This window comes from Flavobacterium profundi, from assembly GCF_006491645.1.
GTDB lineage: Bacteria > Bacteroidota > Bacteroidia > Flavobacteriales > Flavobacteriaceae > Flavobacterium > Flavobacterium profundi.
In genome coordinates this window covers 30,864-46,300 of record NZ_VDCZ01000014.1, presented here as the reverse complement: position 1 = coordinate 46,300, position 15,437 = coordinate 30,864, and the positions used below count along the sequence as shown (strand labels likewise).

General features: G+C 29.6%; 19 protein-coding genes. 4 read left to right on the top strand and 15 right to left on the bottom strand.

Annotated features, from left to right (window positions below; all coding sequences use genetic code 11):
* Positions 1-2: 2 nt before the first annotated feature.
* The 13 genes from FHG05_RS15930 to FHG05_RS15870 all read right to left on the bottom strand — a co-directional run bounded on the left by FHG05_RS15930 (position 3) and on the right by FHG05_RS15870 (position 11,223).
* Positions 3-620, bottom strand: a complete 618-nt coding sequence (locus FHG05_RS15930) for a TetR/AcrR family transcriptional regulator (RefSeq protein ID WP_140999105.1) — start codon at positions 618-620, stop codon at positions 3-5.
* A gap of 268 nt (positions 621-888) precedes the next feature.
* On the bottom strand, positions 889-1,554 hold the full coding sequence (locus FHG05_RS15925) for a hypothetical protein (protein WP_140999104.1): 666 nt from the start codon (positions 1,552-1,554) through the stop codon (positions 889-891).
* A gap of 50 nt (positions 1,555-1,604) precedes the next feature.
* Complete coding sequence (locus tag FHG05_RS15920; RefSeq protein ID WP_140999103.1) at positions 1,605-2,420, bottom strand: hypothetical protein; 816 nt, start codon at positions 2,418-2,420, stop codon at positions 1,605-1,607.
* 217 nt (positions 2,421-2,637) lie between these two features.
* Positions 2,638-3,402: a tryptophan synthase subunit alpha gene (gene trpA, locus FHG05_RS15915; RefSeq protein ID WP_140999102.1), complete on the bottom strand. Its 765-nt coding sequence runs from the start codon at positions 3,400-3,402 to the stop codon at positions 2,638-2,640.
* A 55-nt stretch (positions 3,403-3,457) separates the two neighbouring features.
* Positions 3,458-4,651: a tryptophan synthase subunit beta gene (gene trpB, locus FHG05_RS15910; protein WP_140999101.1), complete on the bottom strand. Its 1,194-nt coding sequence runs from the start codon at positions 4,649-4,651 to the stop codon at positions 3,458-3,460.
* Positions 4,635-5,246, bottom strand: a complete 612-nt coding sequence (locus FHG05_RS15905; protein WP_232338105.1) for a phosphoribosylanthranilate isomerase — start codon at positions 5,244-5,246, stop codon at positions 4,635-4,637. Before FHG05_RS15905 ends, trpB begins: the two co-directional genes overlap by 17 nt.
* Positions 5,247-5,262: 16 nt before the next feature.
* Positions 5,263-6,057 (bottom strand): indole-3-glycerol phosphate synthase TrpC, encoded by a 795-nt coding sequence (trpC, locus tag FHG05_RS15900; protein WP_140999100.1) that lies wholly within the window; start codon positions 6,055-6,057, stop codon positions 5,263-5,265.
* 4 nt (positions 6,058-6,061) lie between these two features.
* Positions 6,062-7,054, bottom strand: a complete 993-nt coding sequence (gene trpD / locus FHG05_RS15895) for an anthranilate phosphoribosyltransferase (protein WP_140999099.1) — start codon at positions 7,052-7,054, stop codon at positions 6,062-6,064.
* Positions 7,055-7,102: 48 nt separating this feature from the next.
* On the bottom strand, positions 7,103-7,666 hold the full coding sequence (locus FHG05_RS15890) for an anthranilate synthase component II (protein WP_140999098.1): 564 nt from the start codon (positions 7,664-7,666) through the stop codon (positions 7,103-7,105).
* Positions 7,667-7,758: 92 nt separating this feature from the next.
* Entirely contained in the window at positions 7,759-9,159 is a 1,401-nt protein-coding gene (locus tag FHG05_RS15885; RefSeq protein ID WP_140999097.1) for an anthranilate synthase component I family protein, read from the bottom strand.
* A 382-nt stretch (positions 9,160-9,541) separates the two neighbouring features.
* Positions 9,542-10,108 (bottom strand): YceI family protein, encoded by a 567-nt coding sequence (locus FHG05_RS15880; protein WP_140999096.1) that lies wholly within the window; start codon positions 10,106-10,108, stop codon positions 9,542-9,544.
* A 25-nt stretch (positions 10,109-10,133) separates the two neighbouring features.
* Positions 10,134-10,766 (bottom strand): NAD(P)H-dependent oxidoreductase, encoded by a 633-nt coding sequence (locus FHG05_RS15875; RefSeq protein WP_140999095.1) that lies wholly within the window; start codon positions 10,764-10,766, stop codon positions 10,134-10,136.
* A 1-nt stretch (position 10,767) separates the two neighbouring features.
* A complete protein-coding gene (locus FHG05_RS15870) occupies positions 10,768-11,223 on the bottom strand; it encodes a MarR family winged helix-turn-helix transcriptional regulator (RefSeq protein WP_140999094.1) in 456 nt (151 codons plus the stop codon).
* A 122-nt stretch (positions 11,224-11,345) separates the two neighbouring features.
* On the opposite strand from FHG05_RS15870, the gene FHG05_RS15865 reads away from it, so the two are divergent.
* Genes FHG05_RS15865 through FHG05_RS15855 form a run of 3 tightly spaced genes read left to right on the top strand, consistent with a single transcriptional unit; the run spans position 11,346 to position 12,817 of the window.
* Positions 11,346-11,864, top strand: a complete 519-nt coding sequence (locus FHG05_RS15865; protein WP_140999093.1) for a TlpA family protein disulfide reductase — start codon at positions 11,346-11,348, stop codon at positions 11,862-11,864.
* A 2-nt stretch (positions 11,865-11,866) separates the two neighbouring features.
* Positions 11,867-12,481, top strand: coding sequence for a thioredoxin family protein (locus FHG05_RS15860; protein WP_140999092.1), 615 nt, complete (start codon positions 11,867-11,869; stop codon positions 12,479-12,481).
* 24 nt (positions 12,482-12,505) lie between these two features.
* Complete coding sequence (locus FHG05_RS15855) at positions 12,506-12,817, top strand: rhodanese-like domain-containing protein (RefSeq protein WP_140999091.1); 312 nt, start codon at positions 12,506-12,508, stop codon at positions 12,815-12,817.
* A gap of 55 nt (positions 12,818-12,872) precedes the next feature.
* Here the strand turns inward: FHG05_RS15855 and FHG05_RS15850 are convergent, their stop codons facing one another.
* Both FHG05_RS15850 and FHG05_RS15845 read right to left on the bottom strand, forming a co-directional pair.
* The gene (locus FHG05_RS15850; RefSeq protein ID WP_140999090.1) at positions 12,873-13,991 is read right to left on the bottom strand and encodes a GTP cyclohydrolase; all 1,119 of its coding nucleotides are present in this window, start codon (positions 13,989-13,991) and stop codon (positions 12,873-12,875) included.
* Between the two features lies 1 nt (position 13,992).
* Positions 13,993-14,961: a transporter gene (locus FHG05_RS15845; protein WP_140999089.1), complete on the bottom strand. Its 969-nt coding sequence runs from the start codon at positions 14,959-14,961 to the stop codon at positions 13,993-13,995.
* A gap of 106 nt (positions 14,962-15,067) precedes the next feature.
* Between FHG05_RS15845 and FHG05_RS15840 the strand changes: the two genes are divergently transcribed.
* Positions 15,068-15,346 carry a DUF4834 family protein gene (locus tag FHG05_RS15840; protein WP_140999088.1) on the top strand — a complete coding sequence of 93 codons (279 nt, stop codon included), beginning with the start codon at positions 15,068-15,070 and terminating at the stop codon, positions 15,344-15,346.
* The last annotated feature ends 91 nt before the right edge of the window (positions 15,347-15,437 follow it).

Below are 15,437 nucleotides of genomic sequence, written 5' to 3'. Positions count from 1 at the left end.
ATTTATTGAATTAACATTCCTAAAATTACGTTTGATATATCATTGGTAAACTCATTTAAGATATAATTCTCAAAGGAAATTTCATCTTGTAAACCAATTAATTCTTGATAAAACTTTTTATTATTATAAATCTGAAAGAAAGCACCTATTGCAATTGGTGGAATTAAAACCGATTTACAATTTTGCTTGAAAACACCTTCCTTTTGTCCTTCTTGAATAATCTCTTCTAAAAGTTTTAAATTGTTTTTTTTGATTTCTGAAAAAGCAGGAAAGTTGCTCGTTCTGTTTTGATTTACAATTTCGTAATGCAGTATTTGATAAATATCTCTATTTTCATAAATACGCTTAATGTAAATAGCTACAAACTTGCTCACCTTTTCTTTTGCGGTTATGTTTTCAGCTTGTAAGTTTTCCAGCATTAATCGAAAGGAGGAAAGACGATATAAAATAATAGCATCCAATAATTTTTCTTTAGAACCAAAATAATAAGAAACCATTGCCACATTAATATCAGCAGCTTTGGCAATTTCTCTTATAGAAGTACCATCAAATCCTTTTTCAGCAAATAACTTTTCAGTGATGGAAATGATTTCTATTTGCTTTGGATTGTATTCTGTCATTGTATAAAGTTTTAAATCCGATACAAAATTAAACAATTGTTTAAATTAAACGTTTGTTTAATTTTTTTTAACATATTTTTAACTTTTATGAAACTGTTTTTAAAACTTATACAATCTAGTGTAGTTACTAAAAATATATTCTAATAGTGAATATCTATTAGTATATATATTAAAATGATTTTAAAAAGATATAGTGCTATAAATCAGATTACCTATTTTTATATTTAATGCTACTAAAAAAAAAAAATTTTGAATTTACAGTATAGATTTAATGTGATTGAGATTCTGATTTTGCAAAAAGTTTGGCGTACTCATTTAAAACAAATTCATATTCCGTTTTATATTGTATTGCTTTGTTTTTATCGGTAATTACAAATCTTAAATAGGTAAAGATTAACATTAATTCTTCGGGGGTTTTAAAGCTTTTTAAGGCAATCGATTTAATATCCTCAGAATTAAACTTTTCTTCAATCAGTTTTTTTAAATTTTCTTCTTGTTGATTTTTAACAGCAACGGGTAACCATTCTGGTAAGGCATTTAAACCCGTTATAGCACCTATTGCTTTTCTTTGAATAATTTCTTCTAAACTAGGTTCGGTATTTTTAAATCGAGACCATATATAAATAGCTCCAAATAGCGTTCCATATAAAGCAGGAGAATACATTATAGAATGGCTTATTTCATGTCTACCAAATAAAGAAAAGCCAAAAAGGCCTATTGTTGCGATGAAGGTAAAAAATCGAATATAACCATGTAAAACACTTTTTCCATTCATAGCGATAGAAAAACCTTGACGTCTATTAAACTCAGAGTTTGTAACAAACATAGTTTCTAATGGAATTAAAGGTGCCATTATCATTAAATAGCTTGTCTCGATCCATTGATTATCAACTTTATGGACTTTTCCACCAAATATTTTACCGAATATTATCATTTATATATTTTTTAGTAGGTTTCTAATGTAATTAAGTTTCAAACAGAAAATTATTGATTTTCAGCATCGTATAAGCTTACTATTGCTTTTGTACCATTTGTTTTTAAATTTCGCTCTAAAATACTATTGGTTAAACCACTGTTATTGCCAAAAGTGAATGTAGGAATATTTTCACTGTTTTCGGCATATACATAGCTGTCATGAAGTTTGTCTCCTGATTCTAAATCATATATTTCATAATAAATAGCAATAATCCCACTCTCAAAGTTTTTACTACTGATTACTTTGGGTTTATATACAATAGCCTCTTTTGCAATTACAATATACTGGATTGATTGACACTTGGTTAATGATTCTTTTAAGAAATTAGAATTTAAATCAGTTTGAGAATTTAACTTGTTTTTAAATTCATAATTACCATTTAAGGCTCCTTCAAAATTATTTAAAAGATTAAATTTCTCGTCTACTTCAATTTCATCTTTAAAAACAACAAGTGTATTTTTTTTAGTTAGTTTATTTAAAATGAAATTATCTTTATCATTTACTGCCTCTGTAGAATCTAAGCTTTTAGCAATTATAACTTCTAAAAAATAATTGGATAAACTATCGATATCTTTATTTTCAAAAGTTTTTAGTTCTATTTTTTTAAATTGATCCAAATATGAATTTACTTTTGAATCGATATTTTCTATTTTTTTTGTATTTGCTTGGAGTAAATTATTAATTTCATTTTTTTTATCATTTTCTTCTTTTAAATAATTTTCATGCGCTTCTATAGAATTAGCAATCATAGTTCTTTCTCTTGCAAAAAGTAAAGAACCAATTATAAATAAAATTATAAATGCTATTTTGTAATCTTTGTTCATATTTTAAGTATTAGTAGGATGTATTTTGTTGAATTATACTAGGGCTTTTTAAGATTTTATTGAAATCTTTTTTGCCAAATATAAAATAAATTCTGTACCCTATTTATTTTGAATTAAAAAAAGAGACAATCTCTAGTTAAAAAAACAATAAGCATATTTATGTTTAAAATTCTAGATGACTTTAAACCCTACTAAAAAGATATAATACTACTACTATTTAATTTCTTATTTTTTCAATAAATTCACGTATGTGGCTTATTGGATTTTGAGCCAAAAATTTTATAAACGCACTACCTATAATAGCTCCTTTTTGATGCGCAGTTGCTTGTGTAAAAGAAGCATTATCTTTTATACCAAAACCAACAATTTGGGGGTTATTTAACTGCAAACTTTCAATATGTTTAAAATAATGGATTTGTTCTTCTCCAAATCCACTTTGACTTCCAGTTACCGAAGCAGAACTAACCATATAAATGAAACTATCGGAAATAGTGTCAATTTGAGTAATTCGTTCCTTTGAAGTTTGTGGCGTTATTAAAAAGATATTTTTTAGGTTGTATTTTTCGAATAAACTTTTATACTCATTTTCATATACATATAAAGGTAAATCTGGAATAATGAAACCATCGATTCCTATTTCGTGACATTTTTGACAAAATTTTTCCATGCCAAATTGCATCATAGGATTAAAATAACCCATGATAATTAATGGAATTTGGACCGTTTTACGAATGTCTTTTAATTGTTCAAAAAGTAGGGAAGTGGTCATTCCATTTGCAATGGCCTGTGTAGAACTTTCTTGAATGGTTGGTCCGTCAGCTAATGGATCGGAAAATGGTAAACCAATTTCGATCATATCAACACCATTTTGTTCTAATTCTTGAATAATGGAAACGGTATCATTTATATTGGGATAACCAGCTGTAAAATAGATAGAAAGCAATTTTTTATTTTGTTCTAAACTTTGGTTTATTCTGTTCATCTTATTTTGGGTTTAAAATTGTAAGGTTTAATTGTTTAAAAGGTTTAGCCAACAATTAATCACTTAAATTAAAATAATCGATATAGGTATTCAAATCTTTGTCTCCTCTTCCAGAAAGGTTAATTACCACAATGTCATTAGGTTGAAAGGTTTTTTTATCTAATACAGCAAAAGCATGCGCCGATTCAATGGCAGGAATAATGCCTTCTGTTTTTGATAAATCCAATCCCGCTTGCATGGCATCAGCATCAGTTATGGCTATAAACTCTGCTCTGTTAGAGTCATGTAAATGCGCATGTAACGGACCAACACCTGGGTAATCTAATCCAGCTGAAATAGAATAAGGCTCGGTGATTTGACCATCTTCTGTTTGCATTAAAAGTGTTTTACTTCCATGAATAATCCCAATTTTTCCTAATACAGAAGTAGCTGCACTTTCTCCAGAATCAACTCCATGTCCAGCCGCTTCAACAGCTATTAATTGTACGGATTCATTCTCTAAGAATTCAAAAAAAGCTCCGGCAGCATTACTACCACCACCTACACAGGCAATCACATAATCTGGATTTTCTTTGCCCTCTTGAACTTGAAGTTGGTTTTGAATTTCTTTTGAAATCACACTTTGAAAACGAGCCACCATATCTGGGTAAGGATGCGGACCAACTACAGATCCAATAATGTAAAATGTATCTACAGGGTTGTTAATCCAGTCTCTAATCGCTTCATTAGTTGCGTCTTTTAATGTTTTTGATCCAGATGTTGCTGGTCGAACTGTAGCACCTAACATTTTCATACGGGCTACATTGGGAGCTTGTCTTTGAATATCAATTTCTCCCATGTAAACGATACATTCCAATCCCATAAGTGCACATACTGTTGCAGTAGCCACTCCATGTTGGCCAGCACCTGTTTCAGCAATAATTCTTTTCTTACCTAATCTTTTGGCCATTAAGATTTGACCAATGGTATTGTTTACTTTATGAGCACCAGTATGGCATAAATCTTCTCTTTTTAAGTAAATTTTTGTTTGGTATTTTTCAGAGAGTCTTTTTGCAAAATAAAGTGGAGTAGGTCTTCCTACATATTGTTGTAACAAATGGTTGAATTCTTCTTGAAAAGAAGGTTCTGCCATTATTTTTAAATAGTTTTCTTTCAGTTCTTCCACGTTTGGATACAACATTTCAGGAATAAATGCACCGCCAAATTTTCCATAAAAGCCCAATTCATCTACATTATATTTCGTTTTCATATAATCTTCTTTTTAATCGTTTTAGTTTTGAATAATTTTTAAATCCTTTCTTTTTTTCGAAGCGACTGTTTACATCTATTCCATGACAATATTTTGCATTTTCTGTGCTTAGAAAAGATTTTATAGCATCGACGCTGGTTAGGCCAATTCCACCACTTAGAAAAAAAGGTTTTTCTAAGGTATATTGCGAAAGTAAATCCCAATCAAATGAAATACCATTGCCACCTGGAAGTTTTCCTTTGGTATCAAAAAGAAAGTAATCTACATAAGGTTCGTAAGCAGTAAGTTGTCCAAAATCAAAATTTTCATCAATTGAAAAAGACTTGATCACTTCAACTGAAAAAGATTGAATTATTTCACAGTATTCCGGAGTTTCCGAACCATGCAATTGAACTACATCAAAATTGAATTGATCAATAATATATTTAATTTTTTCGGGCTCTTCATCTACAAATACAGCTACTTTTTTAATGGAGCTAGGAACTTCTAAAATTTCATTGGTATCAAATTTTCGTTGGGATTTTTCCCAAAAAATAAAACCTAAATAGTCTGGGTTTAAAGTACTAATATCTTGAATGTTCTCAGGATATTTCATGCCACATATTTTTAATTTAATGTCTACCATTTGTAATTGTATTTATAAATTCTTTTGCTGTTGCTCCAGGATTGTTGGTTTTCATAAAATGTTCACCCATTAAAAAGCCTTGATAACCATATTTTTGTAACTCTTTAACAGCTTCAATAGTACTAATGCCACTTTCTGAAACTTTTACAAAATTATCTGGAATTAAGGTAGCCAATTCTTTACTGTAGTCTAAACTAACTTCAAATGTTTTTAAGTTTCGATTATTTACACCTATCATATCTAAACTAGGCATAATTGCTTTTTCTAATTCTTCACGATTGTGTACTTCTAGTAATACTTCTAAGGCTAAACTTTGTGCCAATTCCGATAATTGCTTTATTTCTTCTCTTGTTAAAACGGCAGCAATTAATAAAATGGTATCAGCTCCATGTGCTTTTGCTTCAATGATTTGATATTCGTCGACAATAAATTCCTTTCGTAATAAAGGAATTGTTACGGAAGATTTTGCTAATAACAAATCATCTAAACTTCCACCAAAATACTTACCATCAGTTAAGACAGAAATTCCACAAGCACCAGCATTTTGATATCCAACAACAACTTCTTCAACTGTATGAGCATTATTAATTTCTAGTTTTGATGGAGAACGACGCTTGTGTTCTGATATTATTCCTGACAGACTGTTTTTAAGTAATTTGGACATCGAATAGGTACGTTCGTTAAACAGAACAGATGTTTCCAATTGAGTTGTAGGAATGATGCTTTTTTTCAGTGCAACTTCTCTTTTTTTATCTAGGATTATTTTATCTAGCATGTTCATGGTTTTATCTACTTATTTCAATTAGTCTTTTTAATTTTTCAAATGCTTTACCACTATCTAAACTTTCTTGCGCTTGCGAAAATGCTTCAGCAAAACTATTTTTGTTAACCGTTTGTATGGCAATTGCTGCATTTACGCAAACGACATTATTTTGTTCTTCTGAACCTTTTCCAGAAATTACGTTATAAAATATTTGTGCTGCTTCATCTGTAGTATTTCCTCCTTTTATTTTTTCTAATTCAATGGTAGACAATTGAAAATCTTTTGGTTTTAAAATATTTTCTGAAGTATTGGTTATAATCTTAACTTCATCCGTTAAAGAAACTTCATCAAAACCACTTAATCCATGAAGAATGCTATAATTAGTAGTGGTGTTTTGGTACAAATAAGCATACATTCGAGCTAATTCTAAACTAAAAACGCCTACCATTTGATTTTTTGGAAAGGATGGGTTTACCATTGGCCCCAACATGTTAAAGAAGGTTTTTACTCCCAATTCTTTACGAATAGGTCCTACATTTTTCATGGCTGGATGAAATAAAGGGGCGTGAAGTATAGCGATGTTGGTTTCTTCAATAGATTGGGTTAAAAAAGCAATATCATTTGTAAATTTTACACCCATTTTTTCCATAACGTTACTTGAACCAGAAATAGAAGAAACACCATAGTTTCCGTGTTTGGCAACCTTAATTCCTGCACCCGCAACAATAAAAGAGGCTAAAGTTGAAATATTGAACGTATCTTTACCATCACCACCTGTTCCACATAAGTCAATCGTGTTGTAAGCAGAAAAATCAACAGGAATACACAATTCCAATAAAGCTTCTCTAAACCCTGATAATTCTTCAATAGTAATGCTACGCATCATGTAGACAGTTAAAAAGGAAGCAATTTGACTGCCATTATAATTACCAGCAGATATGTTAACTAATACTTCTTTTGCTTCTGCTTTTGAAAGTATTTCATGATTGATTAATCGATTTAATATTGTTTTCATAGTTGGTTTTGTGAGAGATACTTGAATAAATTTTATAATAGTGTATTTTTAATTCTTCAACCAATTTTCAAGAATTTTTTTACCATTTGGAGTTAATACGCTTTCAGGATGATATTGAACACCTCTTACATCATACGTTTTATGTTTCATAGACATAATTTGCCCGTTTTCATCTATGGAAGTGATAATCAACTCTTCGGGTAAATTTTCATTGGCCACAACCCAAGAATGATAACGACCTACTTCAGTAATTTTGGGTAAATCTTGAAATATAAAATCTTCTTCTATTTGTGTAACTTGAGTAGCTACACCATGATATACTTTGTCTAAATTAATCAGTTTGCCTCCGAAGACTTCACCAATCGCTTGTAAACCTAAGCAAACACCAAAAATACTTTTCGTTGGCGCGTATTTTTTAATGACTGCTTTTAAAAGTCCGGCTTCTTCTGGAATACCAGGACCTGGAGACAATACAATTTTATCGAATGCTTCGAGTTCATCTAATTCAAATTCATCGTTTCTAAATACGGTAACTTCCGCATCTAAGTCTTCCAAATAATGTACTAAATTATAAGTGAAGCTATCATAATTGTCGATTACTACTATTTTCATTTTTTTCAATTTCAAAGCCAAATTCAATTTCAAAAATTAAGTTTTGACTAGTTATTTTATTTCTTATTTTATTTTTTTTGCCATTACCATTGTTAAATATTTTCGGCTACGTCTAATGCTTTTTGTAAGGCATTTAATTTATTATAGACTTCTTGAGTTTCATTTTCTTCCGAAGAATCGGAAACAATGCCAGCACCGGCTTGAAAATAAAGTGAATGGTTTTTACTTAAGAAGCTTCGTATCATAATAGCATGATTGAAATTGCCTTTAAAATCCATGAAGCCAATGGCTCCTCCATAAAAACTTCTGTTTGTTTTTTCTATAGATTCAATTAATTCCATTGCTTTGTATTTTGGGGCGCCACTTAAAGTTCCTGCTGGAAATGTTTTTGCCACTAGTTCCATAAATGGATGATTGGGTTTTAGTTTTCCAGTTACTTTGGAAACCAAATGAATCACGTGCGAAAAGAATTGTACTTCTTTGTATTTTTCTACGGTAACTTCTTCACAACTTCTACTCAAATCATTACGAGCTAAGTCTACTAACATCACATGTTCGCTATTTTCTTTAGTATCTTCAGTTAGTTTTTTGGCTAATTGCGCATCTTTTTCATCATCTCCAGTACGTTTAAATGTACCTGCAATAGGATGAATTTCAGCTAAATCATTTTTAATAACCAATTGTGCTTCAGGTGAGGATCCGAAAATTTTAAAATTTCCATAATCGAAATAGAAGAGGTAAGGAGATGGGTTAATACTTCTCAAAGCGCGATACACATTAAATTCGTCTCCTTTGAATGCCTGTGAGAATCTTCTGGATAAAACCAATTGAAATACATCACCTCGTTGACAATGTTTTTTTGCTTTAGCTACATATTCTTTAAAATCAGTATCGGTTAAATTTGAGATTACGTTTCCAGATTTAGTAAAGGAAAAAGATGCAAAATTTTTAGCTTGTAACAACTGTTCGATTTCAGCAATGTTACTAACATCATTATAAGAATGACAAAATAGATACGCTTCATTTTTAAAATGATTAATTGCAATGATATTTTGGTAAACCGCGTAATAAATTTCTGGAATTTTGTTTTCTAAAGATTTACTTTTGATTTTGATACTTTCAAAATAAGGAATGGCATCGTAAGCAATATACCCAAATAAACCTTGAGTGATGAATTTAAAATTGGTTTCTTCAGTAATAAATCGTTTCGAAAATTGTTCTATTTCATCAGCCACTTTTACAGAATCGTCTATAGGAATAATTTCAGAATAGCCATCAGGGAATTGAGTTTCAATTTTTTGATTTTCTACTTTTATAGAAGCTATTGGATTAAAACATATATAGGAAAAACTATTGTCATTTCCATGATAATCACTACTTTCAAGTAAGATGCTATTTGGAAATTTATCTCTTATTTTCAAATACACACTTACTGGTGTTATGGTGTCTGCCAGAATTTGTTTAAAATGTGTTTTAAGTGGGTACGTTTTCATGGTTTATATTCGTTTAAAATGTGATAATAAAAAAAGGCTTGTCGTGATTGACAAGCCTTTTCTATGTATTTTGGTTTAAATTATACTATAGGAGGATTCTCTCACGACGTCTGACGTAAGTTGTTCCACCACCAAGTATTATTTAAAATTGTTTGCATTTTTTTATTGATTGGTACAAATGTATTAAAATATTTTTTTTAAAACCAAATAATATTTTAGAAATTATATTTTTTAGACCGTTTTTTTTATTATTAATAAATGCAAGCCTATGAATAATAAGAGTTTATAAAATGTTTTATAAGATGAAGTATTCCTGTTTAAAGTTTTAAAAAGAAAAAGCCCAAAACTAATTTTGGGCTTTTTCTTTTTCATAGTTTGTGAATTAGAAACTTAAAGTTACATTTAATTCAAACTCGTCATAAATGGTTTTGTCACCTAAATTGTCAAAGAATGAACCTGAACCATATTTGATATCATATTTTGCTCTATCTACGATTAATTTAGCTGAAGCAGTATCTTTATTAACTGTCATATCAAAAACAATAGGATTTGTTTTTCCTTTGATTTCTAAATCTGCAGTAACGGTGTATACATTGTCTCCTTTATCAGCGATAGTTTTGAAAACCAAAGTAGATGTTGGGTGACTTTCAACACCAAAGAAATCTTCAGATTTTAAATGTCCGTCTAATTTACCTTTCATTCCACCTTCTAAATCGGTTGTATTGATAGAAGTCATGTCTACTGTGAAATTACCACCCGCTAATTTTTTTCCTTTAAATACTAAAGCACCATCTTTTAAGTTAATTGTACCATTGTGTTGACCTGTTACTTTTTTACCAATCCACTCAATCTTACTTTTCTCTACATTAACTTTTTTTGTAGTTTGTGCATTCACAGCAAATGAAACTAAAGTTAGGAATGCAACTGCAATTGTTTTTAAATTTTTCATTGTTTTTTTTAATTTAATTTAATAATTATAGTGTAATAAATAATTCTTCATTTGGTTTACGCACTTTTGCATAATGTTGTGTAGCGTCTTCTTCATGACGATACCCTAAAGTAGCTACTAAAGAAGCGTTCAGTCCCAAAGTATTTAAACCTAAAATTTCATTGTATTTTTCTGGTTCAAATCCTTCCATTGGAGTGACATCAATTTTCAATTCAGCAGCTGCATTAAGAAGATTACCAAGCGCTAAATAGGTTTGTTTTGAAGTCCAAATGGCTTTAGCTTCTTTTGGTAAATTAACTAATTTTGATTTCATGAAATCACTGTAAGGTTTTAAATCTTCAATTTGTAAACCTCTAGTATTTGCCATATTAGCCATATAATTATCGATTTCATTTTCAGTAACATCTACACTATTTGCAAATACTAATAGGTGAGAAGCGTCAACAATTTGCGTTTGCCCCCAAGAAGCAGGTTGTAGTTTTGCTCTTAGTTCAGGATTTTCAATAATTAAAACCTTATAGGGTTGTAATCCATAAGAAGAAGTGCTCAATTGAATGGCTTCTTTTAGTGTTTCTAAATCTTTAGTTGCGATTTTTTTGGTAGCATCAAATTTTTTTGTTGCATATCTCCATTTTTGATTTTCTATAAATGTACTCATATTAATTTTCTCTTATTTTCTCTAATAAATTATTTAATTGTTCTAGTTCGGTATTTGTGAGATTACTCGTTATTCCATTTTCATGATTTTCAATTAAAGGGTCTAGCTCTGCTAAGGTGTTTAATCCAATTTGAGTAATCAGTATTTCTATTTTTCTTCTGTTTTCTGGGCAAACATTTCGTTCTACCATTTTTTTTAATAATAATTTATCAATCAATCGTGTGGTATTACTATTTTTAGTAACCATACGATCTTGAATGTCTTGCATGTTTATAGGTTTTCCTTTCTGTCCTCTTAAAATTCGTAACACATTATATTGTTCTCCAGAAATTTCAAAAGGTTTCAAAATTTCATTAAATTTATCACCTACATAATTTTTGGTAAAGGCTAAATTTAAGATTACTTTTTTTGCAATACTTAATGCAACTGTACTTTTTATTTCGTCTTCTATTTTCATTTGTAATTACAAAATTTGTAGGTACAAATGTATATATTTTTATTATTTGTATATACAAATGTGTGTTAAATTTTTATTAAATTTATTTTACCATCTACTTTAATGATTACTTTTAACTAGTTATGAAGAAATTAATGTATTTAGCAAGTTGTTTTTGTGGTGTATTCTTATTTGGACAAACTCCAAGCGAACCTATTACAATTTACAATCAGGAGGATATTAAGGTAGCGTCTTACAATTATGAAGGATTGGAAGCTTTTTTGAAAAAGAAAAATGATACCATTTATGTGATTAATTTTTGGGCAACTTGGTGTGCTCCATGTATTAAGGAGTTACCTCATTTTGAAAATATTGGAAAGCAATATGCTAACAATAAAGTAAAAGTCATCTTAGTCAGTTTAGATTTCCCTAAAAAAGTGGAGTCTAATTTAATTCCTTACATTAAAAGAAAGCAATTACAATCTGAAGTCATACATTTAGATGATCCAGATGCAAATTCGTGGATTGAGAAGGTGAATGAAAAATGGAGTGGAGCTATCCCAGCAACGATTATCTATAAAAACGATTCGTATAGTTTTTATGAACAATCCTTTACCTTTGAAGAACTCGAAAAAGAAGTGTTAATTAAAATAAATGAATAAATATGAAAGTTTTTAAAATTGTTTTGGGTGTTTCCCTATTTGTACTAATTAGTGCATTTACCCTTACTAAAAGTGAAATGTCTGGATATGAAATAGGTGATAAAGCAACAGATTTTAAGTTGAAAAACGTAGATGATAAAATGGTATCTTTAAGTGATTACAAAGATGTAAAAGGCTATATTGTAATTTTTACGTGCAATCATTGTCCGTATGCAGTAGCTTATGAAGATAGGATTATTGCGTTAGACAAAAAATATAAAAAATTAGGTTATCCAGTACTAGCGATTAATCCTAACAATCCTGAAGTTCAAGAGAAAGATAGTTTTGAATTAATGAAGGTTAGAGCTAAAGAAAAAGGGTTTACTTTTCCCTATTTGTTTGATGAAGGACAAAAAATATATCCTCAATATGGAGCAACAAAAACGCCTCATGTATATGTTTTACAAAAAACTAAGGAAGGAAATATTGTAAAATATATTGGAGCAATTGATGATAATCATGCTGATGAAGAGGCTGTTAAAGTAAAATATGTTGAAAATGCGGTTGATGCCTTATTAAAAAACAAAGAAGTTTCAGTAAAAGTTACCAAAGCTATTGGATGTTCTATAAAAGCATAGTATTTTTGGAACAAATTATGATATATGAATTTAGAGCAACAACAGTGGTGGAGTCAGTTTTTAACTGATGAAAAAGGAATCATTCTCGATGTTAGAACAGAAGATGAGTTTAACAGAGGAAAAATTGCAAATGCAATTAATATTGATATTTTCAAAGGTCAAGGTTTTATTTATGCTTTAGAAGAATTGGATAAAACTAAAAACTATTATGTGTATTGTGCTGCTGGATCAAGAAGTGCCAATGCTTGTAATATAATGAGAGAGTTGGGTTTTGCTAATGCTTACAATTTAGTTGGAGGTATAACTGAGTGGGAAGGCCCAATAGATACTGAATAATTTCAATATAACCTTAAACAAAAAGAGTTATCTATTTAGATAACTCTTTTTGTTTTTATAATTTTTTACTGTATGTTCTTCTTCGTTTCGTTATTTTAGAATTGAAATGTTTCCAAAGATTGTGTATGGCATTATTTTCTTCTAATTCGGGTGTTCTTACACAAGTGTTAATATCTTTGGCTTTGAAAATTTTATAATATTCTTCAAAAATAATCGCTGTAATTCCTTTGCTCTGATACTCTGGTGTAACTCCAATTAAATAAAAAACAGCTTCTTTAGAATGTTTTCTTGCTTGAAGTAAATGATAAAAACCAAAAGGGAATAATTTTCCTTTGGCTTTTTTTAGTGCATCGCTAAAACCAGGCATAACAATAGCAAATGCCACCATTTTATCGTCTTTATCCAATATAAATTTTATATATTCAGGATTAATAAAACTAATATATTTTTTCTTGAAATATTCTTTTTGAACTTGATTTATAGCAACAAAGGATTGTAACTTAGCATAAGTTTCATTAAACAAATCAAACATTTCATCCACATAAGGCATGATGTCTTTTGTTTTAGTAAAATTAATCGCTCTTAATTGGTATCTTTCTTGTATTAATTTACTGATTTTCATGAATGGAGCAGGATCAATATTGGTAAAGGAAAAACTGCTTTCTACATATTCCTTTTCTTTAACTAAACCTAATTGTTCAAAATGATCTTTATAATAAGGCATACTATACCAAGTAACCATATTTCCCATTTCTTCAAAACCTTCCACTAATACACCCACTTTATCTAAATTGGAAAAACCAATTGGGCCTTCCACCATTTCTAAATGATGCTGTCTTCCTAATTCATATACTTTTTCTAGTAAAGCTTTGGTAACTTCAATGTCGTCTATTACATCAAACCACCCAAAACGAACCTTACTCTTTTTTAAGATTTTTACTTCATCCCAATTAATTATTGCGGCAAGTTTACCAACAATTTTACCCTCTTTATAAGCCAAATAAAAATGAGCTTCAGCTGAATGGAATGCTGGATTTTTTGTTTTATCAAAAGTTTCTAATTCTTCAGCTATAATAGGAGGTATCCAATTGGGATTGTCTTTAAATAACTCAAAAGAAAATAAAACATATTCTTTTAGTTCTTTTTTTGAACTTACTTTTTTTACTGTAATCATTTTATTCTATTTCTACCTCGTCTTTACGTTTTTTCTTCTCTTTTTCTGCTTTCTTCTTCATTTTCTGATCCATTTTACTGCCTTTGTCTTTTTCAATTTTTACTTCTTCATAATTGGCATCAAATCGCCAAGAAAAACCAACACCCGCATTAAATAAAGACGGACTATCTTTTATGTTTTTACCTACAGATGCATCCACTTGCATTCTATTGTTAATTAAATAAGCAGCACCTAATCGGAATACGCCATCTGAATAATAATCTCCATTATAACCTTGATTTTCAATAAAACCTGACCATTTTTCGTTAAAACCTCTTGTCAATGTAATCACATAGTTAATAGAAGCAAATTTGGATGCAATTTTATCATACATAATATTAGTTACAAAAACCCAACGTGAACCAAAATGGTTTTGAGCAATTAACATCACTTTTGGACTAATTGTATTTTCGGTTACATAGGATGGAGCATAATTAAATGGATTGTCTGAAAAATTAATGTTTACACCCGCATAAGCAGCAACAGCAGGTACAAATTGTCTCCAGTTGAATTTATGATTGGCTTTCCAACTATACAAATTTGGTTTGACTTCGTAATTTTTAAAAGGATCATAAATTAAATATTTCGCTCCCACCAAGGTTTTCTTTAAAGCAGATCTATTTTTGCTTTCAAAAAGTGACGTGTATTTGTCATTTTGATATTGTAGTTCTGCTACGAATTCTAATTCTTCAAAAAATAAGCCCCATCTAAAATCTAATTCGGCTATAAAACCATTCGCATCGTATTTTAAACCTGCATGATCCTCATTTTGATAATTTAATCCGGTTTCTACTTGAATAATAGATTTTCCAACTGAAAATGCCATCATGGATTTTCCAGGACGGTTGGAATTAATCTCATCGGTAAATTGGGCATAATGAACTTGAAAAACAAAGAAAAAGAATACGAATAGTCCTTTAGTATATTTCATGGTGCTAATATTTAGGTCAAAAATAGTATTTTATAATAATTTTAAGAAACATTCCTATGCTTTTATCTACTAATAAACGTAAATTTGAATTTTAAATTGAATTAAAATGGAAACAGCATCTTTCACAGGTTTTATAAAAACGTTAGCTTACATAGTTTTATTTTGGTACTTGTTTAAATTTTTGTTTCGCATATTTGCGCCTATATTGATGCGTACCGCAGTGAGTAAATTGCAACAAAAAATGCAAGATCAAATGAATCAACAGTTTGGACAACAAGGTTCTTACTCGAATCAAAATACATCTTCTCAAAAAACAGATACGAAGCAAATGCCAAGAGAAAAAAAGAAAGTAGGTGAGTATGTCGATTTTGAAGAAATAGATTAAAAAGAAATTAAAAGCAAATGAGTTGCTAGAAAGGATATTGTTGCAATATCCTTTTTTTATTTACCTTAGCGTTTTATTTAGATATAATTTT